Annotated in this window: 25 protein-coding genes; 7 read left to right on the top strand and 18 right to left on the bottom strand. The window is 39.9% G+C overall.

Translation table 11 applies throughout. The annotated features are described in order from the left end of the window. Positions 1 to 71: 71 nt before the first annotated feature. The gene (locus KO513_RS14920) at positions 72 to 272 is read left to right on the top strand and encodes a hypothetical protein (protein WP_215439595.1); all 201 of its coding nucleotides are present in this window, start codon (positions 72 to 74) and stop codon (positions 270 to 272) included. A gap of 19 nt (positions 273 to 291) precedes the next feature. On the opposite strand, the gene KO513_RS14915 is transcribed toward KO513_RS14920, so the two are convergent. Further along, positions 292 to 630 (bottom strand): PA14 domain-containing protein, encoded by a 339-nt coding sequence (locus tag KO513_RS14915; protein ID WP_215914083.1) that lies wholly within the window; start codon positions 628 to 630, stop codon positions 292 to 294. 143 nt (positions 631 to 773) lie between these two features. Between KO513_RS14915 and KO513_RS14910 the strand changes: the two genes are divergently transcribed. Then, positions 774 to 2252, top strand: a complete 1479-nt coding sequence (locus tag KO513_RS14910; RefSeq protein WP_215914082.1) for a sulfatase — start codon at positions 774 to 776, stop codon at positions 2250 to 2252. A gap of 48 nt (positions 2253 to 2300) precedes the next feature. On the opposite strand, the gene upp is transcribed toward KO513_RS14910, so the two are convergent. The 3 genes from upp to trxA all read right to left on the bottom strand — a co-directional run bounded on the left by upp (position 2301) and on the right by trxA (position 4506). After that, positions 2301 to 2954 (bottom strand): uracil phosphoribosyltransferase, encoded by a 654-nt coding sequence (upp, locus tag KO513_RS14905; protein ID WP_215914081.1) that lies wholly within the window; start codon positions 2952 to 2954, stop codon positions 2301 to 2303. 222 nt (positions 2955 to 3176) lie between these two features. Then, complete coding sequence (locus KO513_RS14900; protein WP_215914080.1) at positions 3177 to 4175, bottom strand: Tll0287-like domain-containing protein; 999 nt, start codon at positions 4173 to 4175, stop codon at positions 3177 to 3179. Positions 4176 to 4206: 31 nt separating this feature from the next. After that, positions 4207 to 4506, bottom strand: coding sequence for a thioredoxin (gene trxA, locus KO513_RS14895; protein ID WP_215439575.1), 300 nt, complete (start codon positions 4504 to 4506; stop codon positions 4207 to 4209). 208 nt (positions 4507 to 4714) lie between these two features. Between trxA and KO513_RS14890 the strand changes: the two genes are divergently transcribed. The 4 genes from KO513_RS14890 (at position 4715) to KO513_RS14875 (ending at position 7945) form a co-directional block, all read left to right on the top strand. After that, positions 4715 to 5350 (top strand): hypothetical protein, encoded by a 636-nt coding sequence (locus KO513_RS14890; protein WP_215914079.1) that lies wholly within the window; start codon positions 4715 to 4717, stop codon positions 5348 to 5350. A 96-nt stretch (positions 5351 to 5446) separates the two neighbouring features. Then, positions 5447 to 5875: a DUF1801 domain-containing protein gene (locus KO513_RS14885; RefSeq protein ID WP_215914078.1), complete on the top strand. Its 429-nt coding sequence runs from the start codon at positions 5447 to 5449 to the stop codon at positions 5873 to 5875. Positions 5876 to 5881: 6 nt separating this feature from the next. Continuing rightward, positions 5882 to 6457 carry a YdeI/OmpD-associated family protein gene (locus KO513_RS14880; RefSeq protein ID WP_215914077.1) on the top strand — a complete coding sequence of 192 codons (576 nt, stop codon included), beginning with the start codon at positions 5882 to 5884 and terminating at the stop codon, positions 6455 to 6457. A gap of 60 nt (positions 6458 to 6517) precedes the next feature. Beyond that, a complete protein-coding gene (locus tag KO513_RS14875; RefSeq protein ID WP_215914076.1) occupies positions 6518 to 7945 on the top strand; it encodes a DUF1593 domain-containing protein in 1428 nt (475 codons plus the stop codon). On the opposite strand, the gene KO513_RS14870 is transcribed toward KO513_RS14875, so the two are convergent. The 13 genes from KO513_RS14870 to KO513_RS14810 all read right to left on the bottom strand — a co-directional run bounded on the left by KO513_RS14870 (position 7926) and on the right by KO513_RS14810 (position 20893). Continuing rightward, complete coding sequence (locus KO513_RS14870; RefSeq protein WP_215914075.1) at positions 7926 to 8783, bottom strand: fumarylacetoacetate hydrolase family protein; 858 nt, start codon at positions 8781 to 8783, stop codon at positions 7926 to 7928. The genes KO513_RS14875 and KO513_RS14870 overlap by 20 nt on opposite strands. 53 nt (positions 8784 to 8836) lie before the next feature. Then, the gene (locus tag KO513_RS14865; RefSeq protein ID WP_215914074.1) at positions 8837 to 9613 is read right to left on the bottom strand and encodes an SDR family NAD(P)-dependent oxidoreductase; all 777 of its coding nucleotides are present in this window, start codon (positions 9611 to 9613) and stop codon (positions 8837 to 8839) included. A 7-nt stretch (positions 9614 to 9620) separates the two neighbouring features. Beyond that, positions 9621 to 10946 carry an L-fuconate dehydratase gene (locus tag KO513_RS14860; protein ID WP_215914073.1) on the bottom strand — a complete coding sequence of 442 codons (1326 nt, stop codon included), beginning with the start codon at positions 10944 to 10946 and terminating at the stop codon, positions 9621 to 9623. 196 nt (positions 10947 to 11142) lie between these two features. Beyond that, the gene (locus KO513_RS14855) at positions 11143 to 12759 is read right to left on the bottom strand and encodes a sulfatase family protein (protein ID WP_215914072.1); all 1617 of its coding nucleotides are present in this window, start codon (positions 12757 to 12759) and stop codon (positions 11143 to 11145) included. A 264-nt stretch (positions 12760 to 13023) separates the two neighbouring features. Beyond that, positions 13024 to 13893 carry an AraC family transcriptional regulator gene (locus KO513_RS14850; RefSeq protein WP_215914071.1) on the bottom strand — a complete coding sequence of 290 codons (870 nt, stop codon included), beginning with the start codon at positions 13891 to 13893 and terminating at the stop codon, positions 13024 to 13026. A 24-nt stretch (positions 13894 to 13917) separates the two neighbouring features. Next, entirely contained in the window at positions 13918 to 15393 is a 1476-nt protein-coding gene (locus tag KO513_RS14845) for a sulfatase-like hydrolase/transferase (RefSeq protein WP_215914070.1), read from the bottom strand. A 34-nt stretch (positions 15394 to 15427) separates the two neighbouring features. Continuing rightward, the gene (locus KO513_RS14840; protein WP_215440172.1) at positions 15428 to 16192 is read right to left on the bottom strand and encodes an SDR family oxidoreductase; all 765 of its coding nucleotides are present in this window, start codon (positions 16190 to 16192) and stop codon (positions 15428 to 15430) included. Positions 16193 to 16224: 32 nt separating this feature from the next. Then, positions 16225 to 17055, bottom strand: coding sequence for a 5-dehydro-4-deoxy-D-glucuronate isomerase (gene kduI, locus KO513_RS14835; RefSeq protein ID WP_215914069.1), 831 nt, complete (start codon positions 17053 to 17055; stop codon positions 16225 to 16227). A gap of 19 nt (positions 17056 to 17074) precedes the next feature. Further along, on the bottom strand, positions 17075 to 18388 hold the full coding sequence (locus KO513_RS14830) for a sugar porter family MFS transporter (RefSeq protein WP_215914068.1): 1314 nt from the start codon (positions 18386 to 18388) through the stop codon (positions 17075 to 17077). A gap of 6 nt (positions 18389 to 18394) precedes the next feature. Further along, complete coding sequence (locus tag KO513_RS14825; RefSeq protein WP_215439542.1) at positions 18395 to 19603, bottom strand: DUF4861 domain-containing protein; 1209 nt, start codon at positions 19601 to 19603, stop codon at positions 18395 to 18397. A gap of 15 nt (positions 19604 to 19618) precedes the next feature. Beyond that, positions 19619 to 20377, bottom strand: coding sequence for a DUF6250 domain-containing protein (locus tag KO513_RS14820; RefSeq protein WP_215914067.1), 759 nt, complete (start codon positions 20375 to 20377; stop codon positions 19619 to 19621). A gap of 99 nt (positions 20378 to 20476) precedes the next feature. Further along, complete coding sequence (locus KO513_RS14815) at positions 20477 to 20656, bottom strand: hypothetical protein (protein ID WP_215914066.1); 180 nt, start codon at positions 20654 to 20656, stop codon at positions 20477 to 20479. An 18-nt stretch (positions 20657 to 20674) separates the two neighbouring features. Further along, the gene (locus KO513_RS14810) at positions 20675 to 20893 is read right to left on the bottom strand and encodes a DUF1080 domain-containing protein (protein WP_215914065.1); all 219 of its coding nucleotides are present in this window, start codon (positions 20891 to 20893) and stop codon (positions 20675 to 20677) included. A 154-nt stretch (positions 20894 to 21047) separates the two neighbouring features. Here KO513_RS14810 and KO513_RS14805 point away from each other — a divergent pair, with 154 nt between their 5' ends. Continuing rightward, entirely contained in the window at positions 21048 to 21959 is a 912-nt protein-coding gene (locus KO513_RS14805; protein ID WP_215914064.1) for a Ppx/GppA phosphatase family protein, read from the top strand. A gap of 21 nt (positions 21960 to 21980) precedes the next feature. Here the strand turns inward: KO513_RS14805 and KO513_RS14800 are convergent, their stop codons facing one another. Continuing rightward, positions 21981 to 23027 carry a GntR family transcriptional regulator gene (locus KO513_RS14800; protein WP_215914063.1) on the bottom strand — a complete coding sequence of 349 codons (1047 nt, stop codon included), beginning with the start codon at positions 23025 to 23027 and terminating at the stop codon, positions 21981 to 21983. Between the last annotated feature and the right edge of the window lie 241 nt (positions 23028 to 23268).

The following is a 23268-nucleotide window of genomic DNA, read 5'->3' as shown; positions in this document are numbered from 1 at the left end:
GCGCCCTAAACTACTAGCATACAGTAGTGTATACAACATCTTAATTACTTAACCACCCTAAATCTAGTCGTATGGAAAAACTTATACGCGGTAGTATCTACATAGACATTTTTCACACCATTTTTGGCGTGGCCGGAGCCATATACTATTATGCACAAGGCCGTTATGCAGCCGGTAGCGTTTTAGCACTTATAGGTATCGTATACTTGATAAAAATTTTGGATCCTTTCTTTAGAAAGCAAAAGTCTAATTTTCAGGAAACCCAAGGGTGAGCACCATCTTAAGCTCATTTTAATGAAACAAAACCGACTCTGGAATTGCTTCTTTGGCAAATGTTGGACCGTTCCATTCAAGATTAAATTGTGGCTTTCCCTTTTTACCGCTTCTGTAATACAATGAAATGGGATGCAATCCGGCTTTTAGCCTGTATTGCCCGCTCATTTTGGAGTTTCTTGTGTACCCATAATCCGCATCAATAACGGTAGATTCGTGAATACGTAGCACTCCGCCGGCATTGGCACTTAGGTAAAAAGTATAAACTCCGTCTGCAGGCACCTCTATATAGCCTTCAAAGTAAAGCACTTTACTATTTCCCAAAATTTGGATTTCAGGCGATATTTGCTTGGACACTCCGGTTTGATTATTTAAGGAGACAAATAATAAACACTTAACTTTTATTAAAAACTGCACAATTGTATACCTTTCTTGGACTATTGCACCCCTTGCCCCTGTAGATGAGATGTATATTTACGGCTAAGATTTAATACAACAAGATGTGTAAGATAGCATACAACACCATACACTTAACCAGAAAAGGAAAGATGATTAGCCGTACTATAAAAATTTTGTTCATATCACTTCTACCCTTGGCCATACTGCAATGTAAACCGGCCAAAACAAAACCCCAAGATCTTAAAAAACCCAATATTGTTCTGATTAATATAGATGACCTTGGTTATAAGGACCTTGGCTTTATGGGAAGTGAATATTACGAAACCCCAAATTTAGATGCATTTGCGAAAGAAGGTATGGTTTTTTATAATGCTTATGCAGGCGCGGCCAATTGTGCTCCAAGTAGGGCATGTCTCATTTCAGGTCTAAACACACCTAGACATGGTGTTTATACCGTAAGTCCATCTGATCGTGGTGATATAAAAACAAGAAAACTGATTCCAATTAAAAATACGGCTCATCTAAACGATACTATTTTCACCCTACCCCAAATGCTTAAATCTGCAGGCTATACCACCGCTAGTTTTGGCAAATGGCATATTGGAAAAGACCCTAACAAGCAAGGGATTGATTATAACATAGGTGGAAGTGAAAAAGGTCATCCAGGCAATGGCGGATACTTTTCTCCTTATAAAATAGACCATATTACGAACGGCAAAAAAGGAGAATACCTTACCGATAGATTAACGGACGAGGCCATACATTATATCAACAAAAATAAAGACACCACATTTTTCATATACATGCCTTACTATACCGTTCACACCCCCATTATGGGGAAAGAGGACCTAGTCGCTAAATTTAAATCGAAAAAAGGGCAAAACGGGCAAAATAGACCCGATTACGCGGCAATGGTCTATGCTATGGACCAAAATGTGGGCAGACTTCTAAATACCCTAGAGCAAAATGGGCTGGAAGAAAATACGCTAGTCATTTTCACCTCGGATAATGGTGGGATACGGTCTATTTCAGAACAAAACCCATTACGCGCAGGTAAAGGCTCTTATTACGAAGGTGGTATTCGCGTTCCTTTGGTTATAAAGTGGCCCGGAAAAATTAGGCCAAATTCCACATCAACCGCAACGGTGAGCAATTTAGATTTCTACCCTACACTACAACATATTACAAATCCTAAAGAGAAGGCCAATTTACTTGATGGTATAAACCTTGAACCTATCTTATACGGAGAACAGCCGGTTGCACGAAATCTCTATTTTCATTTCCCCATCTATCTTCAAAAATATAACCAACTAAATGATCAAGGCAGAGACCCTCTTTTTAGAACACGACCAGGTTCTGTAATTATTTCTGGGGAATGGAAACTGCATGAATATTTTGAGGACGGTGCACTTGAGCTCTACAACTTAAACACGGATATTGGTGAAAAAAATAATCTGGCAAAACAAAACCCCGCTAAGACCAAAGAACTATACGAACAATTAAACAGATGGCGCAAACAAACAAAAGCGCCAATACCTACTACAGTAAATGAAGCATATGACCGTAATGCAAACCATTAGGAGTTTAAAAATTGGAACTTAGATGTATTCTTACGGGTTATGGCAGCCCTAAAGCTTAGCCCCATAGGCCAAGTCGCCCGCATCACCTATTCCAGGAATAATATAACCACGTGCATTCAATTCCGGGTCTATAGCCGAAATCCACAATTGGGTGTTTTCAGGGAACACCTTTTGCACATGGTCTACCCCTTCTTTTGCACCAATAACCGAAACAATATGTATCTGTGCCGGTGTACCATGATTTTTAAGTGCTTTTAGCACATTTTCCAAGGTTCTACCCGTTGCCAACATTGGATCGGCAAGTACCAATACTTTACCTTCTAAAGAAGGTGCCGCAAAATAGTTCACGATTACCTCAAACTCATCTTGGTCTCCTTCATGGTATCTATATGCCGATATAAAAGCGTTCTCAGCCCCATCAAAGTAATTCAACATTCCTTGGTGTAATGGTAATCCCGCGCGTAAAATAGAGCATAGAACCAATTGGTCTGTGGGCAATTGCATTTCTTTCGCGCCCAATGGGGTGGTAACATTACTTTTATTAAAGTGCAAGGATTTACTCATTTCATAGCTGAGTATCTCCCCTATACGTTCAATATTCCGTCTAAAACGCATAGTATCCTTTTGCAAGTCCACATCCCTTATTTCTGAAATAAACTTGTTCATGAGCGAATTGTGTTCACCAAGATTATGGACTGTCATACTTTGCGTTTTATTGATATTGAGAAATCTATTTCAACAAAGGTATCCTACTTTTTTAATAATCTCAAAAAGTAAGATTAAATCGTCCTAGAAGAATTTAAAACAAATAAAAAAGGGCATTGCCATGCAACACCCTTTTTCCAACCATCTAATTAATACTTGCTAAAAACCTTTATCGATTCCCCAATTCAACTCAGGTATTATTTAGCTAAATAGATATTGTTATTTGTCCGTATAAAACTCTATACTCCACATGCCTCTTACTTGATTTACATCATAGCCAAATGCCATATCATTAGGATACAATTTGTTCAATGCTGTCATAGTCTCTGGCATTACTTGCGTATTAGGTGTTCCATGACATTGTAAACAAAGTGTATTGGTTACAATTGGGTAATAAAAAGACACCTCTCCATCTTCTGTCTCAACAACAGGCGAAATTTCATCACCAGATGCCAAAACTTCTTTAAACCAGTTTATATATTCCAATTCCTTTGGAGTAGCTTTATTTTTAGGATTTCTTAGTTTGTCCGAAACTCTATTAATAGCAGCATTTTTCATCAATGAAACGCTATCCGTAATTTGCATAGCCTTAAGATTACAAAACCCAATGGCCCCGACAGTTCCTTTTTCCTGAATAGCTTTTGTAAGGCTTTGACCTAGTGCTTTTTTAGCTTCTTTTGCATAGGCCATGCCTATGGATCCATACACTTTTTCCGGTCCTGGGTTTTCATAACAATTACAATCCTCTAAATCTGCTCCTGCCTTGTGCGAAGATTTAAAATGTTCATCAAATCCTTCAGGTCGTTCTAATTCATTATTGTAAATGTAATCTGCTACCTGCGTCAAAGCATCCTCACGATTGGGCAAATATGGCATAGGCCCAAACTCTTTGTGTGCGGCAGGTATCTTGGTTTCTGTCTCGGGATCATTTATCCACTTAATCAGAGCTTCCGTAAATTCCTGTTGAGAAACGGTAGAATCTATATAATATCTTTTAATTGCTTCCATGGGAGGTGCAAATCTATCCGCCACTTTTGCTTTTGGATCATGACATAGGTAACATTCCCGCTCCATAATTACCTTCCCTGGATGCGGTTCTTGAGTTTTAGCACTCTGCGTTTCTTCAATTTTTTGCGCAGATTCAATTTTAACCTTCTTCGTTTCTTTACAACCTGTAAAGAAAATAATGATCAATAGAAAAATGGAGTACTTTTTCATTTTTGGTTGAATTAGATAAAATTAAATCGCATTAAGAATTCGACTTTACAATTTGTACAATGTCATTTTTTTGCAAAACACCTGATTGCCTCCATACTTGCTTTCCGTTTTTAAACAAAATCATTGTGGGTACACCACGAACATTATATGTGCCTGCTAGCGGTTGGTTCTTATCTACATCAATCTTTACTATCTTAACATCTTCTCCCAGCTCATCCTTGACCTGTTTTAAAATTGGCGCCAACATTTTACAAGGGCCGCACCAATCAGCAAAAAAATCTACTAATACCGGAGTGTCCGAATCTATTATATTTTTGAAACTGCTTTTCATCTTTTTTAATTTCGATTCATAAAATTACTTAAATAACACCTCAATTTAACTGACTTTTATCATAGTTTACATAATTTAAACCTGTTACATTTACCCGATTACAAAAAGTGAACGAGGACATAATCTTAGTCGGTTTTAAATAGATTACTTTACGCTTAACACCTTTAAAAAACAACCTCTAACTATCCTTTAAAAGTTGTAAATAAACATGAAAAAAATAGCCCCATTATTGTTGCTACTATGTCTTGGTTGTTCCTCTGCTAGTTTGGTGGAAAATTGGAAAAATCCGGATATTGTTCTGTTCGATGCTCAGAAAGTACTTATTGTAGGTATGACCCAAAACCAAAATGCAAGAGAAAGTTTTGAGGCCAAATTACAAAAGGAATTTACCAAAAGAAATGTTGAGGCCATGCAGAGCTTGGATGTCTTTGATGTTTCTTTTACCAACTCCAAAAAATCCGAAAAGGAACTTGATGCCGTAGAGCAAAGTCTTTTGGATAAAGATTTTGATGCCATACTATTTACAAAAATCACCGGTTCCGAAAATCGGGAAAGTTTTTTGAGTGCTATTTCAAAATTGGATAACTACAAGGGTAGATTTAACGATGATTATCTAGAAAATCAAGATATTTTTTATGACGATAATTACTACGATGATTTTAATATTTATCATGCCGAGACTACCCTCTACTGCATTTGCGAAGGTAAGGACCGATCTATGATTTGGCGAGGAAGTATTGATATCTCCGACCCAAAGAATATTGAAAAAGCCGTGGACGACTATATTCAATTGGTCGTTACTGCCATGGAAGAGCAAGATTTAATTTTTAGGAAAGACGAATAGGCCACAACAGTTTAAATCTCCTCTCTATATATATCACTTGGCATTGCCAAAACAGATTCTATTGGTTACATTTAACTACGCAACCAACTTATATCCATGCAAGATTTACAGTTAGATATCAATCCAGAAGTGGAATCTGTATTCGCCGGTTATCCGGATTATGTGCGCCCTCAGATGATAGCTTTACGAAAACTGGTCATAGACACCGCCAAAGCAACGGAAGGTATAGCCCAATTAGAGGAAACCCTGAAATGGGGAGAACCCAGTTACCTGACCAAAATAGGCAGCACCCTTCGTATGGATTGGAAAGCCAAATCCCCAGACCAATATGCGCTCTATTTTAAATGCACCAGTAGATTGGTAGAAACCTTTAAGACCGTATTTAAAGACACTTTTGAATATGAAGGGAATAGAGCTATAGTTTTTAAACTGAATAGTGAACTTCCCACAGAAGAACTTACTTACTGCATTAAATCTGCCTTAACCTATCATAAAGTAAAACATTTACCTACCCTTGGTATTTAATGAGGTATGGAAGAAACCGAAATATATTGCCCAGCAAACCAACAGGAATGGCGGAAATGGTTAGAAAAAAACCATCAGCAAAAAAACTCCGTTTGGTTGGTTATCCACAAAAAGAATACAGCAAATACCAATCTATCCTCGAGCCAAGCTGTAGACCATGCTCTCTGTTTTGGTTGGATAGATAGCACAAAACGAACTATTGATGCAGAGCGGTACAAACAATATTTTTGCAAGCGAAAAGCCGTAAGCAACTGGTCTAAAATCAATAAAGAGAAAGTAACATCGCTCACCAAAAAAGGTCTTATGGCCCAAGCTGGCCACAAAAGTGTTGCTATAGCAAAAGCTAATGGTTCATGGACTATATTGGACACTGTGGAAGCCTTGGAAATACCAGCTGACCTCGCCGAACAATTAAAAAAAAGAAAAGGTGCTACAGAATTCTTTGTAGCACTGAGCAAGTCCGGAAAAAAACAGCTTCTATATTGGGTAATTTCCGCCAAAAGAAAAGAGACCCGGCAAAAACGTATTCAAGAAATCGCGGAGAACGCCGGTAAAAACCAAAAACCGAAGCAATTCTTGTAAAAGAAAAATTGCTACTTTTAAAAGCTTAGTGATTTTCCCCTACCACCAAAATACTCCATCATGAAAAAACTCTTTTTCCTACTTTTATTTACGCTGAACTTTAGTGTTCTTATAGCACAAGAAACTTCTAAAAAGAGCAGGGTAATCATTCTTACGGATATTGAGGCTGACCCGGATGACACACAATCATTGGTGCGTTTACTCCTGTACGCCAACGAAATAGATATAAAAGGTATAGTAGCCACTACTTCTTGTTGGCTTAAAAATTCCGTACATCCGGAATCAATAAACAAAGTGCTTTCCGCTTATGCAGAAGTGCAGCCCAACCTTAAATTGCATCATCCGGATTTCCCAAAACCGGAAGATTTATTTCCATTGGTAAAATCCGGTCTACCTGTATATGGGATGTTAGGTGTTGGAAAGGATAAAGATTCCGAAGGTTCTGATTGGATTATTAAAACACTTGAAGAGAAAGATGAGCGCCCTTTGTGGATTTCCGTTTGGGGAGGTGCCAATACCTTGGCTCAAGCTTTGTTAAAAATAAAGAACACCAAAACCAAGGAAGAACAAAAACGACTCATTTCCAAATTACGGGTCTATACCATTTCCGACCAAGATGATAGCGGCATTTGGATCAGGGATAAATTTCAAGACCTCTTTTATATCGTAAGCCCAGGTGACGATTATGGTACAGCCACTTGGAATGGCATAAATAGCTTTATTAAGGGTATTGACAATACCGAAATCAGTAACTCTTGGATTTCTGAAAACATACAACAAGGACATGGTCCGCTTGGGGCCTTATACCCTGATGTTGCATGGGGAGTTGAAGGTGACACCCCAGCTTTCCTATCTCTTATCCCTAACGGATTAAACGCTCCTGAACATCCTAATTGGGGTGGTTGGGGCGGTAGGTATGAATTTCTAAGACCTACTTTTTCCGGTCGGAAGAAAGGGAATTCCGGTGTACCCTTTGAAGTTGAAACTAGGGCAATATGGACCAATACAGAAGATAGTTTCTCTCCTTATCTAGCAAAAGATTATGGTAGAAATGTAGAATTAGACAGCACCGTTTTTAAAGGTGATAAAGTATCTCTATGGCGATGGAGAGATGATTTTCAAAATGATTTCGCAGCCCGAATGGATTGGTGCACCCTACCATTTTCCGAAGCCAATCACGCTCCGGTAATCGCTTTAAAACATGCTGACCGAATTACGGTGAAATCGGGAAAAGGCATAACACTTGATGCCTTTGACTCTACTGACCCGGATGGAGATAGCCTAAGCTTTCTTTGGTTTGATTACCCAGAGGCGGGCACGTATAAAAAACCAATAAAAATAGGAGGAACCGAAAATGCCCATTTAGTTTCCTTTGCTGCCCCAAAGGTAGAAAAAGAAATGACCGTTCATATGATTTTAAAAGTAACGGATAAAGGCACACCTGCATTATCTAGTTATAAAAGGATTATTATAACTGTAAAGCCCTAACCTGCTGTTTAGAGCTGCCCAGACCTTCAATTCCCAACTCTACAACATCACCTTCTTTAAGGTATTTAGGTGGATTAAAACCTAGACCTACACCTGATGGTGTTCCCGTAGAAATAATATCGCCGGGCAATAAGGTCATGTATTGACTGATATAACTTACCACTTCCTGCACATTGAAAATAAAATCGGAGGTGTTGCTATCTTGAAGCGTTTCTCCGTTCAGCTTTAACCATAGATCAAGATTATTAGGATTCTTGATTTCATCGGCAGTGGCAATAAACGGACCTATAGGCGCAAAAGTATCACACCCTTTTCCCTTGCACCATTGTCCTTCTTTCTCTATTTGGAAAGCACGTTCGCTGTAGTCATTGTGCAGTACATAGCCGGCCACATGGTCCAAAGCATCCTTTTCCTCAACATAAGAGGCTTTTTTTCCGATGACAATGGCCAGTTCTACTTCCCAGTCGGTTTTTTCACTGTTCTTCGGAATGATCACATCATCATTTGGACCAACAATAGCAGAGGTTGATTTAAAGAAAAGAACCGGTTCCTTTGGGATAGCCATTCCGCTTTCGGCGGCGTGTTTAGCATAGTTTAAGCCCACACACACAATTTTTGAGGGGCGTACCAAAGGTGAGCCTAAACGTACATCATTAGGAACCTCGGGACAGTTTTTTTCATTTTCACTCAACCAATTGCTAAGTTTTTCAATGCCATCACCTCCAAAAAAATCTTCGTTATAGTCCGATACAAATCCGGAAACATCCAAGCGTGTGCCGTTATCCAATTGAACTCCGGGTTTTTCATTCCCTATACTTCCAAATCTTATTAATTTCATATGTATGCTGATATTTTATTAGGTCTCTTTATTTATTTTTAATTCCAGTTGTACTACGAACCGTTTAGTGTAACAAACCCTCCATCTATTGGAAAATTGGTTCCGGTAATAAACGAAGCCTCTTCCGAACAAAGGTACACTGCCAAATTCGCGACTTCCTCCGGTTTTCCCATACGACCAATAGGCTGGGTTTTGGAAAGCTTTTCAAAGATTTCCTTTTCTCTACCCGGGTAATTTTTATTGATAAACCCGTCAACAAAAGGAGTATGTACCCTACCCGGAGAAATACAATTACATCTGATTCCATCCTTAAGATAATCTTTGGCCACGGAATAAGTCATGGTTAATACGGCGCCCTTGGTCATGGAATAAGCAAACCTATCATTGATACCTACCGATGAAGCTATAGATGCCATGTTGATAATTACACCGTTCGTTTGCTTTAAGGAATCAATACTGGCATACATGCAATTGTATACCCCTTTGATATTAACATCGTACAAACGGTCTAAGTCTTCTTCCTTGCAGTTTTCTAAATTCCCTATATGGGCTATGCCCGCATTGTTGATTAAAATATCTACCGGACCTTTTGCCGTTATGCTTTTAAACGCAGCAACTACCTCTTTCTGCACCGCTACATTACAACTGTAGGTATGGACCTTACCTCCCATATTCTCAATTAGCGTTACCGTTTCCTTTGCGTTTTCCTCGTTCATTTCCAGAATATGAAGAATTGCACCTTGCTCTGCCAGTGCCAAGCAAATGGCCCTACCAATACCGCTACCTCCACCGGTAACCACTGCCAATTTATCTTTTAAACTAAACTTCATAAATAATCTATGCTATTGTAGTTAATTCTTTTTCCCAATAACTCCCTTTTGGAAAGCTATATTCCGCCAGGGATTTCGGCTTCATAGTTATACTATAACCTGCCATGCTTGGCGGCATGTAAGCTCCATTTTTAATAACTACTGGATCAAAAAAATGTTCGTGTAAATGGTCTACAAACTCAATAATACGATTTTCCAAAGAACCGCTTATAGCAATATAGTCGATTATTGACAAATGCTGCACATATTCACAGAGTCCCACTCCCCCAGCATGCGGACAAACCGGAATATTAAATTTTGCCGCCATGAATAAAATGGCCAATATTTCATTGACGCCCCCTACCCTACAACTATCTATCTGGCATATTTCTATGGCATTGGCCTGCATTAACTGTTTGAACATGACCCTGTTTTGGCAGTGTTCTCCCGTAGCCACTTTAATTGGCGCTACTGCCTTGGCTATCTTGGCATGACCTAAAATATCATCTGGACTAGTAGGTTCCTCAATCCAATACGGGTTGAATTTTTTCAGTTCGGCCATATTCTCAATAGCTTCATCTACATCCCATTTTTGATTCGCATCCATCATTAGCCGAAGATCTTCACCAATTTCTTCACGAATAATCGCGGCACGGCGCATATCATCTTGCAAATCCGAACCTACCTTTATTTTCATATGGTCAAAGCCTGCTGCTTTTGCCTCTCTACAAAGCCTGCGCATCTTATCATCCGAATAGCCCAACCATCCTGCAGAAGTTGTATAAGCAGGGTAACCATCTTGCTTTAATTTGGCTATACGTTCTTGTTTGGTGCTTTCTTTATCCTTTAACATCGCCAAGGCCTCTTCTGGCGTAACCGCATCTGTTATGTACGTAAAGTCTACACAACGTACCAACTCTTCGGGTGTCATATCCGCCAATAATTTCCATAAAGGTTTGCCTTCCGCTTTGGCATACAAATCCCAAACAGCATTTACCATGGCGCCGGTTGCCAAGTGAATTACACCCTTTTCAGGACCCAACCATCTCAACTGACTATCGCCTGTAATCATTTTCCAAAAGGCGCCCATATCCGCTGTAAAGCTTTCTAGGGTTTTTCCAATAACAAGAGGAGCTAAAGATTGGATGGCTGCAGCACATAATTCATTACCCCTACCAATGGTAAATGTTAATCCGTGACCTTCTAATAAGCTGTCGGAATCGGTCTTTAAAATCACATAGGCCGCAGAATAATCCGGGTCAGGATTCATAGCATCAGAGCCATCTAGAGACTTACTTGTTGGAAAACGGACATCTTTAATCTCGACCCCCGTAATTGTTATCTTACTTGACATAAATTCAATATTAACAATGCAAAATTAAACCGTCACTTTCTTCAAAACCACCATATAATCTACCTATAGTAATACTTTTTTTGCCTGAACGCTTATATGTCTAGTTTTTATACCTATGATCTATCGAAAACAGACGCCCACTTTCTTTTACTGGTCTTAATTGGTCTTGTAGTTCACCTATTTTTCCTATTTTGAGTTATGACTTTATCCAATCAGGCATGTCCCAACCTTCTTTTATATAAGATTGAGGAGTACCTGTTGTAGTCCTACCCTCTTCAATAATTTTGGCGATTTTCTGAGTAAGTCTTTTTACTACGTCCGGATTTTTAAAATAAAGGTTTATTGTTTCTCCTGGGTCCTCTTCCATATTGTACAGCTCATATATAGCTTCACCTTTCTTGGGTTCAATAAATTTAGGGTTCAGAGAACCGCCAGAACCCCGAAACATGTTGAGTTTCCAATTCCCATCCCTAATTGCAAAATGCCCGGAAGCGGAATGATGTATTACAGCTCCCCTTACCAACTTATCATAACCTTCCCCTCGTAATATGGGTAACAAACTATAACTATCTTCTCCCGCATTATCAGGAAGTTCTACTCCAACAATGTCGGCAATAGTAGCCAAATAATCGGTCTGGCAAACCGGCACATCAGATTTTGACCCAGCTTGTATACCGTTGGGCCAGCGCATAAGAAAAGGAACCCGATGACCTCCTTCATAAATATCGCGCTTTCCTCCTTTAAAATTAAGGCTGCTATAGTGTCCATATTTTTCTCGCTGATAGACGTAGTTGGTCTCTGCCCCATTATCCGATGAAAAAATAACCAAAGTATTGTCTTCAATTCCATTTGCCTTTAAAGCCTCAAGCACTTGGCCGATTCTATAATCGGTTTCTTCCATAAAATCGCCATAGTTTCCACAGTTACTCCGCCCCTGAAAATCAGGATGCGTACAATGTGGTAAATGCGGACTAGTTAATGGCAAATACAAAAAGAACGGCTTTCCGGATTTTGCCTCTACAGCAGATTCGCTAATGTAATCAACCGCTTTATCTGCAAATGTTTTTAAAACCAACTCATCATTAAATGAAGGAGCCACTTCTACCCAGCCACTGGTACCCTCTTTACGCGTACTTCTATACGGAGGTGTCATTCTATATCCTTTTGGATTAATGGTATCACTAAACGTTCGGGAGTTCTTGTCCGCTTTCTTTTTCGTCCATAACACAGGAGGGTCTAACACCTTATCATTTTCCAAGTAAGTTAAAACGCCGTAATTCATAGAGGCCGGAATACCAAAATAATAATCAAATCCCTTCTCTATGGGGCCGTCTGTAAAGGGTTTTGACCAATCACGGTTTTTCCCCAAGCTCCCTTCAAATTCCATTTGAAGATGCCACTTTCCAATCATAGCGGTTTTATAGCCGTTTTCTTGAAGTAAAGAAGCGATAGTCATCCTATCCTTTTCAATCAAACAAGGCCCATCAGCTCCCAAACCCCCTTTTTTCAAAGAGGTTCTCCAACTATAGCGTCCGGTAAGCAAAGAGTATCTAGAGGGTGTACATACCGCATCACTGCTATGCCCATCCGTAAAGATGATACCTTCGTTGGCCAATTTATCCATATTAGGCGTGCGGAATTTAGCATCTGGATTAAGCGCGCTTACATCTCCATAACCTTGGTCATCTGTGTAAATAACAATGATATTTGGTTTTTGGATGTTCTGAGCGCCCATGGATAATGAGAAAAGTAGAACACCTATTAAAAAGACTTTTGCTCCAGATCGAAAATGTTCAAATGGATGTATACTCATTTTTTAAATTTTAAGTAAAATATTCTATGTCTTTCCTAATGCAACTGTACCTCTAGATATCTAGCAGTCAGATTTTAGAGAGAAATCGATTTAAACCGAGCTTAAGAATAGGGAATACCTATTAAAAGAACGAATTGAGTACTTTAACTGATAAGATGTTTCTTGCTGATATTCTAATACGGATAAAACTAATAATCTCTTATGTAGCCAACTACCAAAAAAAAACACTATTCCTAATACTTTTTTAGCATGAAATGGCATTTTCTAGTCGTTTGAAGTATGATATTTTAAATATGCGGATGGAGCCATACCATGAATAACTTTAAACTGCCTATTAAAATTGGAGATGTTATTAAAACCGGATAAGTATGCTATAGAGGTAATGCTTTCTTTATTTTCTAGAAGTAGCCTAGAAGCATAACCTACCTTTATCTCATTGAGGTATCTAGTAAAAGGTTTTTTATGGACTTTCTTAAAAAACCGACTAAATGCCGATTTATTCATACCGGTCATTTTTGCTACGTCACTGGCACTGATGCCATCATTAAAGTTTTCAAATACGTACGCATATATTTTATCCATCCGGAGATTATCCGCCTTCTGAAAAGCGGTTACAAAACTTCTACTTGATAACAGTTGATAGCTTTCGTGCTTTGATAAATCCGATAAAATTTCAATGGTCTTAAAAATTCTGGTAGTTGAATCATATTCTATAAGATTTGTGATTCTTTTTACCAGCTCTCTGCTCAAATTCATGAACTTGACTCCTCTATCCGCCCTCATCAAAAGATTAGAAACCTGTTTCATTTCGGGTATTTCAAAAAATCCTTTTCCTAAAAAATCCCTAGTGAAATGAATGGCGAAAGCCTCAGCTTCTAACGTGCTTTCCGGTTGAAAATAGATTTCATCATTCAACCACATGTGTGGGACATTTTTACCAATGAGCACTACTTCCCCTTCCTGAAATTTTTCAATACTATCTCCTATAAAACGTGTGCCAGAACTTTTTAGAATTACTACCAATTCAATCTCAGGGTGATAATGCCAAACTCTTAAAAAATTAGGGTACTGATTATGACTGACCGAAAATGACCGGTCTGCTACAGATGCCCTATTTAATAATTGAAGTTTCATGTACCACTAATTAATACAAATAGGTTATTTGGTTTGCTGGTCCCATAATCTATAAGGGTCGTCATGTGATTCCATTTCTGCCAATAACAAGACCTCCATTTCTGCTAGTTTATCCGCATATTTAGGATTATCTGCCAAATTAGTTAGCATTTCGCCTTCTTTGTTATGTTCTTTTATATATTCATTCGGGTTTTCAGCCAAATTAAATAGCTGTGTTTTGCGCACTGCACCATCCATTACATCATACTTGATTAATTTCCAGTTGTCCTTTTTCACCGTACGCATGCCTGGTTTTGTTCCTCCGCAGTACACTCCGTACAACACATCCCTAACAGTTTCTTTTTCACCTTCCAAAACAGGCTTAAAGCTTGTTCCTTCTACCGTTTCTGGAATCTCTATACCTGCCAAATCACATAACGTAGGCAAGATATCTAATAAATAAACATTCCCTTTTGTACGCTTACCTGATGGAAGTCCTGGGCCTTTAATAATCATGGGGACACGCCATGTATGCTCATATAAGTTTTGTTTCCCCATAAGCCCGTGTCTTCCTATAGACATTCCATGATCGGAAGTGTAAACAATATAAGTGTTGTTCAACTCACCCATAGCTTCCAATTTCTTGAGCACTTTCCCTAATTGAATATCTATATTTTCTGAGCAAGCATATTCCCTACCCAACTCATTTCTAACGGTCTGCTCATCTCTATTTTTCCAAACGCCACTCACCCGTTCTTCATCACGAAGCTCTGGGTGACCATGAAAAAAAGGATGTGCTTCTAAATAATTAGCTTGAAGTGGTGGTTGCTTATCATTAGCAAGAGGAAGACTATTTTTATCCGTATGATTGACCGCCCCATATTTCTCCAATAATTCTGGAGTACCGTCTCGAGTATCATGTGGGTGGGAAAATCCGAAATAAATGAAAAAGGGATTATCTTCTTTAACTTTTTCCCGGTCTCCTAAATATTCCAAAACTTGTTTGGAGTGCCAAGCACTTCCGGTATCTTCCGTACCACCTCTTTTTGTGGCATCATGAACAACCGTAAACTGCTCGTTGGCCCTAGGATATGAGTTCCCTTTTTTACAGGTTCTCATAGTGTTGTAACCTGCCCTATTAAAAACAGCCCCAATAGTTTGTTTATCCAATTCATGTGGAGCCGTATTCTTTTGAAATTCTGCACTGGGTGGCAAATGCCACAGGGTTCGTCCCGTCATGATCATATGCCGAGATGGCGTGCACACCGCACCATTCATTGAGCCCATATGGTGAGCAGTTTCTATAACCGTGCCCTCGGAGGCTAGTTTTAAAATAACAGGAGTTTCTAAAATGGACTTTGGATCATACACCTGCAAATCAAAAGGTGATTGATCATCCACCAAAACAAAAAGAAAGTTTGGCCGCTTTTTAGGCTCTGTTTTTTTTTCTTCGCTTTTACATGACGATAAGATAATCACCATAGAGAAAACCCACAAAAAACTCCTGTTATTCATTTTCATGTTGCACTATATTTGAAAAAGATACTGTTTAAAATTATCTGCCCATCCATCCGCCGTCTACCAGCATTACGGTTCCGGTCATATAATTAGAAGCCTCCGAAGCCAAGAAAACAATGGGTCCCTTAAAGTCTTCCGGTTCTCCCCATCGCCCTGCAGGAATTCTTCCAAGGATGGATTTACTACGGTCTTCATCATTTCTCAAAGCTTCTGTATTATCCGTAGAAATATATCCCGGAGCAATGGCATTGACCTGTACGCCTTTGGATGCCCATTCGTTGGACAAGGCCATGGTTAACTGACCTATAGCTCCTTTTGAAGCGGCATATCCCGGTACGGTAATTCCGCCTTGGAACGTCAATAAAGAGGCCGTGAAAATAATTTTTCCCCTTCCTGCCTTTACCATTTCCTTGCCTATTTCCCTAGACAGGATGAACTGGGCATTTTGGTTCACTTCTATGACTTTGTCCCAATACTCATCTGTGTGTTCGGCAGCAGGCTGTCTTAAAATAGTGCCTGCATTGTTCACCAAAATATCAATTTTAGGGTTTTCACTTTTCACTTTTTCAATGAAAGCGTACAACGCTTTTCTATCACTAAAATCGCATTGGTAGGCTTTAAAGTTTTTATTCAATTCGGTTATTCGTTTCTCAATTTTAGAACCGGAAAGTTCCAAACTTGCGGAGACGCCAATAATATCCGCACCCGCTTCGGCCAATGCCTCTGCCATAGCAAAACCAATACCTCGTTTACAACCGGTTACTAAAGCCGTTTTTCCTTTTAAATTGAACTTGTTCAATATCATATTCGTTCGTCCTTGTATTTATTATAATTTTAAAGCACCCCCTGTAAAGGCTCCCCATCCATATCCGTAAAGGCTTTGTTCTCTCCTGCCATTCCCCAGATAAACCGGTAGTTGCTAGTACCTGAACCGGAATGAATAGACCACGGTGGTGAAACTACGGCTTCAAAATTTTTCATGGCAATATGGCGAGTTTCCTGCGGTTGCCCCATGTAGTGCATTACAATGTTGTCTCCGGGAATATCAAAATAAAAGTAGACTTCCATTCTACGCTCGTGGGTATGTGGTGGAAAGGTGTTCCAGACACTACCTTTTTTTAGCTCGGTATACCCCATGACCAACTGGCAACTTTGAATCCCGTCTTCATGAATATACTGGTACAAGGTTCTTTCGTTACTAGTTTCCACTGCTCCTAGCTCTACGATATTAGCGTCTGACTGTGTCGCTTTTTTAGTTGGATACTCCTTATGTGCCGGAGCGGAATTCAAATAGAATTTAGCCGGAGCGGAACCATCCGCACTTGCAAAAATTATCTCTTTTGATCCTTTACCTACGTACAATGCCTCTAAGTTTCCTAGCTCAAACACTTCACCATCTACGGTTACGGTACCCTTTTCTCCAACATTAATGATTCCCAATTCTCTTCGTTCCAAAAAATAACTGGCTTTCAACTCATCATAAGTTGGTAATGAAAGGCTTTTAGATTTTGGAAAAGCGGTGCCATAGATAAAACGATCGTAATGTGTATAGATTATTTTAATGGCATCTTCGCCCATTAGGTCCGAACTATGAAACTCTTTTCTTATTCTCTGTGTGTCGTAAAATTTGGCATCATAGGGATGCACGGCATATTTAACTTCCATTCTATATTTTTTGATTTAATTATTTTGTTATCATTTTTTGAAGTTCTTCCAAAGTCTTTCCTTTGGTTTCGGGCATCATGAATATGACGAACAATAGCTGTAATACCATCATTCCGCTAAAAAAGAAAAACACAATACCAGGGTTATCAAAACTACCCATGGCTATAGGCATAAATAGGGTTATTAAAGCCGCCAACACCCAGTGTGTGGAACTTCCAAAAGACTGCCCTTGTGCACGTAAATTGGTCGGGAATATTTCGGATATAAAAACCCAAATTACAGCTCCTTGGCCTATGGCGTGTGAAGCTATAAAGAGGAACAGAAAAATAGGAACCATAAGACCTTCCCATTCTAAAGCGAAAGCAACACCTACCATAGTCAATGAAATAATATAACCAATAGAGCCAATGTACATGAGTACTTTACGGCCTACTTTATCAATGAGGTAAAGCCCCAACAACGTAAAAACCAAGTTGGTTACACCAATACCAATACTGCTTAGCAAAGCAGTATTTTCTCCCAAACCTGCCGAACTGAATATTCGCGGTGCATAATAAAGAAAGGCGTTAATACCGGACAACTGATTGAAAAAAGCAATCAAAAATGCGAGCATTAACGGGAATTTATATTTCTTGACAAACAGTGTGGATTTTTCCGTTTGTTCCTCTTTTAATTGTGCTATGACAGATTCATCCAATTCGGTTCCCGTGAGTTCCAATTGTATTCTTTTTGCCGCTTCCAAATCATTTTTTTTCTCTAACAACCATCGCGGACTTTTTGGAACGCCTATCATGGCAATGGTATAGATTAAGGCAGGAAGCGCTTCTATACCAATCATCCAACGCCAAGGTTCAGACCCAAAATCTTTCAATAAATAATTGGATACAAAAGCGATTAAAATTCCGAAAACAATATTGAATTGATACAATGCCACCAATCTACCACGGCTCTTGGCCGGGGCGATTTCAGAAACATAGGTGGGTGCGGCAACAGTAGATGCCCCTACTCCCAGACCTCCTAGAAAACGGAAAAACGAAAACAAATAAGGATCATCTGCCAAGCCTGAGCCCAATGCCGATATAAAGTAGAGTATACCTATCCATAAAAGGGTATTTTTTCTTCCTATTTTATCACAGGGAATTGAAGCAAAAATAGCTCCCAATACCGTACCCCATAATGCCATTGACATGATGAACGTACCATGAAAAAGGTCTGACGTACCCCATAAAGTCTGTAATTGTTGATCGGCACCTGAAATAACCACGGTATCAAAACCGAACAAAAATCCGGCCAGGGCCACAACAAAAGACGTAAAAAGTAATTTGGTTTGCATAGTGTTTTATTTAGTTGGTTGTATGGTTACAGTTAAGGGATCGGCCAAAATTTGAGATTGCTTTTCCAACATGATTTCCCAGTCTTTTAAAGAACTAATTTGTCCGCTCTTATCCCAGGCAAAACCGGCATAATAAGTTAGTTCTTCTTGAGGTTCGGTTATAACTAAAAGGTTACTTTGGTCTACCACGTCTGACTTATGGATAATGGCATCCTTTACGATTTTAGGGTCAATAACAATACCTTCCCCTACTTTTGAACTGTCTATGGTTTCCCAATGACGGAACCAACCTTTTTCTTTATTTACAGCTCCTTCTCCCTTATTTTTGTGCAGGGTGATACCTACCGTGTAATTTGGAACCTCTTTATCCGAAGAAAGGCTCACATCAAACTTAGAAAAATTGGAACCTAAATCAAGTGTGATTCGTTTGGTTTCTTTTACACCATACGGACTCCATGGCGCATAGTCCAATTCAAACACCGTGCGTAACGGACCCGCGGCCAATGTTCTGGATGCCGTAAAATTATTGGAAACCAAAAGGCTATCATTTTCCCAGATACCAATACCTCCTGTTCCTCTACTACTTCCAACATGGTACGGATCATAGCCTTCACCGTGATCTTTGTGGTAAGAACCTGGGTTGGTCATATGTGCCTTGTACCATTTATTTATAATAGCCTTATCCGTACGTTTTAACCATAAATCTATTCCGCTGGAAAGTGTACTTCCAGGAACACCCGCCAATGCTTCTTTCTCCCCAGTGGGGCCGTAAGTTCTAAAAGCTACTTTATCGTTCTCCCACGTATAATCGTCCGTTCTTTCCGGAACTAGACGCGAATAGGCAATAACATTACTTTCTGCAGGAGCAGTTACACTATCTACAAGAATTACATATTCAGCCGTACCGTTAGCTGGTACATGGGCCTGAAAAAGCAATTCATCATTTGTTCCGTCTTGATCATTATCTATCCATTGAGTACGCAAGTATTCTTGATCGCCTACTTTCTTGACGCGAATATTGCTTTCCGAATTATTGTTTAAAACAGCGGACAAGTCAGAAACGTTTGCGCCCACGACTTCACTCCTAGAAAAGTTAAGGTCGTTTTTTACTTCTACGGATACCGTTTTAATTTTAGTGCCAGATTCACAGGATGCCAGCAAACAGAATACTGTTAGGTACGCAAGGTTTAAAGGGTTAGTTAAGTTGATTTTCATGTTTTTTGTTTTGTGTTACTTCGCTATTTCCTCACTCTTTAGACTAAAGATTTTAAAGTTTTCTATAGTCATATGATTGTTGACCGTTCTAAAACCGAAATGTCCTGTTGTGTAAGGGTTTTGATCGTAAAAATCTATGATACGTTCCCCATCCCTATAATATTGGATGATTCCATTGTAAGCTACAATTTTGATCTTAGTTTTCCTATTGGGTTTAATCAGATATTCCTTTTGAGTAAAATCATGTTCTGGTAACAAGGGTCTGTTACCGTCACCCGTATACCTTCTGAAACGGGTTTTGGAATTATCATGTCCGCCAACACCCATATAATACAACCGAAGGTTATCATAATTGGAAAATTTTCCTCCCCGGTTCTCTGAATTTACCAATAAATCATTAGGATGCTCCGTATCCTGTGCCATCCAAAAGCAATTGAGGTCGGATACCCGATCTTGTGGTCCCCCTTCATCAATCACATAAGCTTCGTAGGTTATCATTAATGGGCCTTCCAACTTTTTCTTTAACCAAATGGTGCAACCGGAAACATCCGTGATTTCTAGTTTTCCCTCATTTACTTGTACAGAACCTCCTGGCATTTGCTCTACCTCCCAGTTTTCCAATCCTAGTTGAAAGGAATCCAAATAGGTTAAACTTGCTTTCGCCGTAAGGGTGTCATTAATTTTAACAAACTCATCTTGTGCCATGACGGACAAACACATACCCCATACCAGCACAGCTGACAACACTACCTTAATTTTTGCTCTTCTACTCATAGTTCTTTATATCTTCTTCATTTTGTAACCTGGCCAACCTATATCTTACAGGTCAGCAAAATCTAGAGGCACAAAATAGAAAAAACAAGCTCTAATTCCTCACAATTTCTCCAGACTAACAAAATAAGCGCCCAAAGTGTCTTCTGTATCCAATGTAAACCAAGTCTGCAATTCTGCTTCTCCCTGTTCCAAATCTACCGTAAACTGTATATATTCTTGAGTTTGATCTACAGGTACGGTCTTATCAAAACCCTGTACCTTTAACCTTCTACTCTTCAAAAGGGTTTCCGGGCTTACCTATCCTACCATATAACTGTTTTCAACACGCCAATAATTGAGGTCGCCTTTCCAGCCGTTCAAAGTTCTTCCATCAAATATTTTTATAAAACCGCCTTTTTCCCCTTGAACTTCTAAAGTGGGTTCTCCATCAGCTTCCTGTTTTTTTTTGCAAGATTGAAAACAGATGAGTAACATTAGAGGTATCATACATTGGGTAAGAAACTTTGGTATAGTCATACAGGCCGGATTTAAGAATCTCAAAAATAAATATAGATTTTGGGTCTACCGTCCTGTTCTATACTGTCTGGAACAGTACCTAATGATGGTTTAATCAAAATTTGAATTATCTTTTCGCCTTGTAATACTTTCGCTAATATTAATTTCCATTTAAATGAAACTAGCTTCAATAGACATCGGGTCCAACGCAATACGGCTTCAAGTGGTCAAAGTTTATGAAGAACAGGACCTAGTCAGCTTCAAAAACCTACAGCTATTACGGTTTCCTTTACGGTTGGGACACGATGTGTTCTCCCAAGGGAAAATATCGGAACCAACCAAAGAGAAGTTCATTAAACTCATGCGCACCTTTAAGCACTTAATCGACTTGTACGAAGTAGAGGGTTACTATGCCGTGGCCACGTCGGCAATGCGGGAGGCCAGTAACGGTAACGAGGTTAGCGAGCTCATTCTAGACGATGTAGACATGAAAATCAACATCATTACGGGCAAGAAAGAGGCCAGTATCCTAAACAAGGCCATAAGACCTACCCTTAAAGACAGGAAGTACGTGCATATAGATGTGGGCGGCGGTAGTACGGAGTTAAATCTTCTGGAAAGCGGTAAACTTGTTCAAAGCAAATCCTTTAAAATAGGATCAGTGCGCCAATTGGCACCAAAGGAACGTGCAGACGTTTTTGCCTCTATGAAAGAGTGGGTTCGCTCCACAAGTTTCCATAAATCAAAAAACATAGTAGGGATAGGAACCGGGGGGAATATTAACCGACTTTACGGACTGGCCAACAAAGCTTCTAACATGGCCATATCCTTTGCTGAATTAAAAGCCCTTAGAGCCTATGTAAGTGAGTTTTCCTATGAACAGCGTATGTCTATTTTAAAAATGAATCCAGATCGGGCAGACGTTATTGTTCCTGCTTCCGAGATTTATCTAAGGGTACTTAAAGAAATGGGAAGCGACCAGATACTAGTGCCCAAAGTGGGGCTAAAGGACGGCCTTATCTACGAACTCTACGAACAGAAAACCCAAAAGAACCTGGACAGGATAGAATACCTGGGGTACCTCTAGACCCGCTTACGAACATATTTTTTATATCGAGTTCCTGTCGATGAAACGGAACGGGTTCTTGACCTTCCCCTTTTTCTTGTCCATGATCATACGGGCAGCGGTCTCCCCCATGGCCTTGAAATCCGTGGAGATACAGGTAATGCCCAACAGTTGCTTCAGCGGCGTGTCGTTATAGGAGATCACCCCTATGTCGGTCCCCAGATCGAACTCCTGGTTGCGTATCTGGTTCACCAAACTCACTAGGTCCGATTCGCTTATGGTAATGAACAGGTCGCCCTTTTTAAGGACCATATCGTCATAAATCTCGTCCAGCACCTCAAAGTCGATCCTGTGCTCCCCGCAGAACTTGCGGAACCCGTGAAGGATCCTCTTCGGGTACGGGTAGACCGATTCCTCGGGGTAGGTAATGATCAGTTTCTCGTATTTCGATATCTTCCCCAGCCCCTCCTTCAGCGCATGGTAGATATCGTTCTCGAAATCCTGGTAGATCTCTATGTAACCGCCCTTCAGTTCGGGTACGGGGTTGTCCATTATGATCAGTTTCTCCTTGGGGATACGGTCGATCGCCTTGATCGCTTCCGGGGTATGGCTGGCATGCTTCAGCTTCTCGGTCTTGAAATGCGGCATGATCACATAGTAGTCATAGGCGTTCCTGTTCTTTTCCAGAAGGTTCAGGAACAGCTCCTCCTCGCAATGGTAGATGAAAAGGCTCGTGTGCGCCGTCCCCCCAATACTCTCTATGAACGAATTGTAGATGCGCATCTTGTAGGAACTGAGCTTGTTGACCAGGAAAAGGATGTTCACCTTGGATATCAGCTTGGTGCGGGCTATGTAGTACCCCTTGCCCTTTATGGAGATGATCACCTTGCGCTCCCTTAGAATACTGTAGGCCTTCTCAACGGTGTCCCGCGAGAGGAGATACTCCTCGCTGAACCTGTTGATAGACGGGATCTTGTCGTCCATCTTTAGGTTGCCCGAGGATATGTTGTGGATAATGGCGTCCACGATCTGCCTGTACTTGGGCACTCGGGAGTTCTCGTCTATGTCGATGAAATTGAATATGTTCATGGGCGATGGTCTTTTCTTTATCGGTGGAACTGCCCCTTGGCGGCACAATAGTAAAGATGAAAAATTATAATCCGCCCAAAATATACATATTTATTTTTTTTGGGCCGAGCGGTACAGTACAGGACGGAAAGCTTTTCCCCATCATATAATTTTGTCCCCAAACGTAATAACCCTTCAAATGAAAAATACAGCACAACAGTTCAAGTACGTAGACCATCTTTGGGACGATAAGAAAGCCGCC

The sequence above is a fragment of the Zobellia sp. B3R18 genome, from assembly GCF_018860715.1.
Taxonomy (GTDB): domain Bacteria; phylum Bacteroidota; class Bacteroidia; order Flavobacteriales; family Flavobacteriaceae; genus Zobellia; species Zobellia russellii.
This window is presented reverse-complemented; position numbering and strand designations above follow the sequence as displayed.

Bases quoted from the DNA above. Each gene is read 5' to 3' on its own strand.
- KO513_RS14820 (WP_215914067.1), bottom strand. From the start codon at position 20,377: ATGAGTAGAAGAGCAAAAATTAAGGTAGTGTTGTCAGCTGTGCTGGTA.
- trxA (WP_215439575.1), bottom strand. From the start codon at position 4,506: ATGAAAAGCAGTTTCAAAAATATAATAGATTCGGACACTCCGGTATTA.
- KO513_RS14825 (WP_215439542.1), bottom strand. From the start codon at position 19,603: ATGAAAATCAACTTAACTAACCCTTTAAACCTTGCGTACCTAACAGTA.
- KO513_RS14865 (WP_215914074.1), bottom strand. From the start codon at position 9,613: ATGAAGTTTAGTTTAAAAGATAAATTGGCAGTGGTTACCGGTGGAGGT.
- upp (WP_215914081.1), bottom strand. From the start codon at position 2,954: ATGACAGTCCATAATCTTGGTGAACACAATTCGCTCATGAACAAGTTT.
- KO513_RS14855 (WP_215914072.1), bottom strand. From the start codon at position 12,759: ATGAGTATACATCCATTTGAACATTTTCGATCTGGAGCAAAAGTCTTT.
- KO513_RS14910 (WP_215914082.1), top strand. From the start codon at position 774: ATGTGTAAGATAGCATACAACACCATACACTTAACCAGAAAAGGAAAG.
- KO513_RS14845 (WP_215914070.1), bottom strand. From the start codon at position 15,393: ATGAAAATGAATAACAGGAGTTTTTTGTGGGTTTTCTCTATGGTGATT.
- KO513_RS14885 (WP_215914078.1), top strand. From the start codon at position 5,447: ATGCAAGATTTACAGTTAGATATCAATCCAGAAGTGGAATCTGTATTC.
- kduI (WP_215914069.1), bottom strand. From the start codon at position 17,055: ATGGAAGTTAAATATGCCGTGCATCCCTATGATGCCAAATTTTACGAC.
- KO513_RS14920 (WP_215439595.1), top strand. From the start codon at position 72: ATGGAAAAACTTATACGCGGTAGTATCTACATAGACATTTTTCACACC.
- KO513_RS14830 (WP_215914068.1), bottom strand. From the start codon at position 18,388: ATGCAAACCAAATTACTTTTTACGTCTTTTGTTGTGGCCCTGGCCGGA.
- KO513_RS14810 (WP_215914065.1), bottom strand. From the start codon at position 20,893: ATGACTATACCAAAGTTTCTTACCCAATGTATGATACCTCTAATGTTA.
- KO513_RS14805 (WP_215914064.1), top strand. From the start codon at position 21,048: ATGAAACTAGCTTCAATAGACATCGGGTCCAACGCAATACGGCTTCAA.
- KO513_RS14800 (WP_215914063.1), bottom strand. From the start codon at position 23,027: ATGAACATATTCAATTTCATCGACATAGACGAGAACTCCCGAGTGCCC.
- KO513_RS14890 (WP_215914079.1), top strand. From the start codon at position 4,715: ATGAAAAAAATAGCCCCATTATTGTTGCTACTATGTCTTGGTTGTTCC.
- KO513_RS14900 (WP_215914080.1), bottom strand. From the start codon at position 4,175: ATGAAAAAGTACTCCATTTTTCTATTGATCATTATTTTCTTTACAGGT.
- KO513_RS14880 (WP_215914077.1), top strand. From the start codon at position 5,882: ATGGAAGAAACCGAAATATATTGCCCAGCAAACCAACAGGAATGGCGG.
- KO513_RS14850 (WP_215914071.1), bottom strand. From the start codon at position 13,893: ATGAAACTTCAATTATTAAATAGGGCATCTGTAGCAGACCGGTCATTT.
- KO513_RS14860 (WP_215914073.1), bottom strand. From the start codon at position 10,946: ATGTCAAGTAAGATAACAATTACGGGGGTCGAGATTAAAGATGTCCGT.
- KO513_RS14870 (WP_215914075.1), bottom strand. From the start codon at position 8,783: ATGAAATTAATAAGATTTGGAAGTATAGGGAATGAAAAACCCGGAGTT.
- KO513_RS14875 (WP_215914076.1), top strand. From the start codon at position 6,518: ATGAAAAAACTCTTTTTCCTACTTTTATTTACGCTGAACTTTAGTGTT.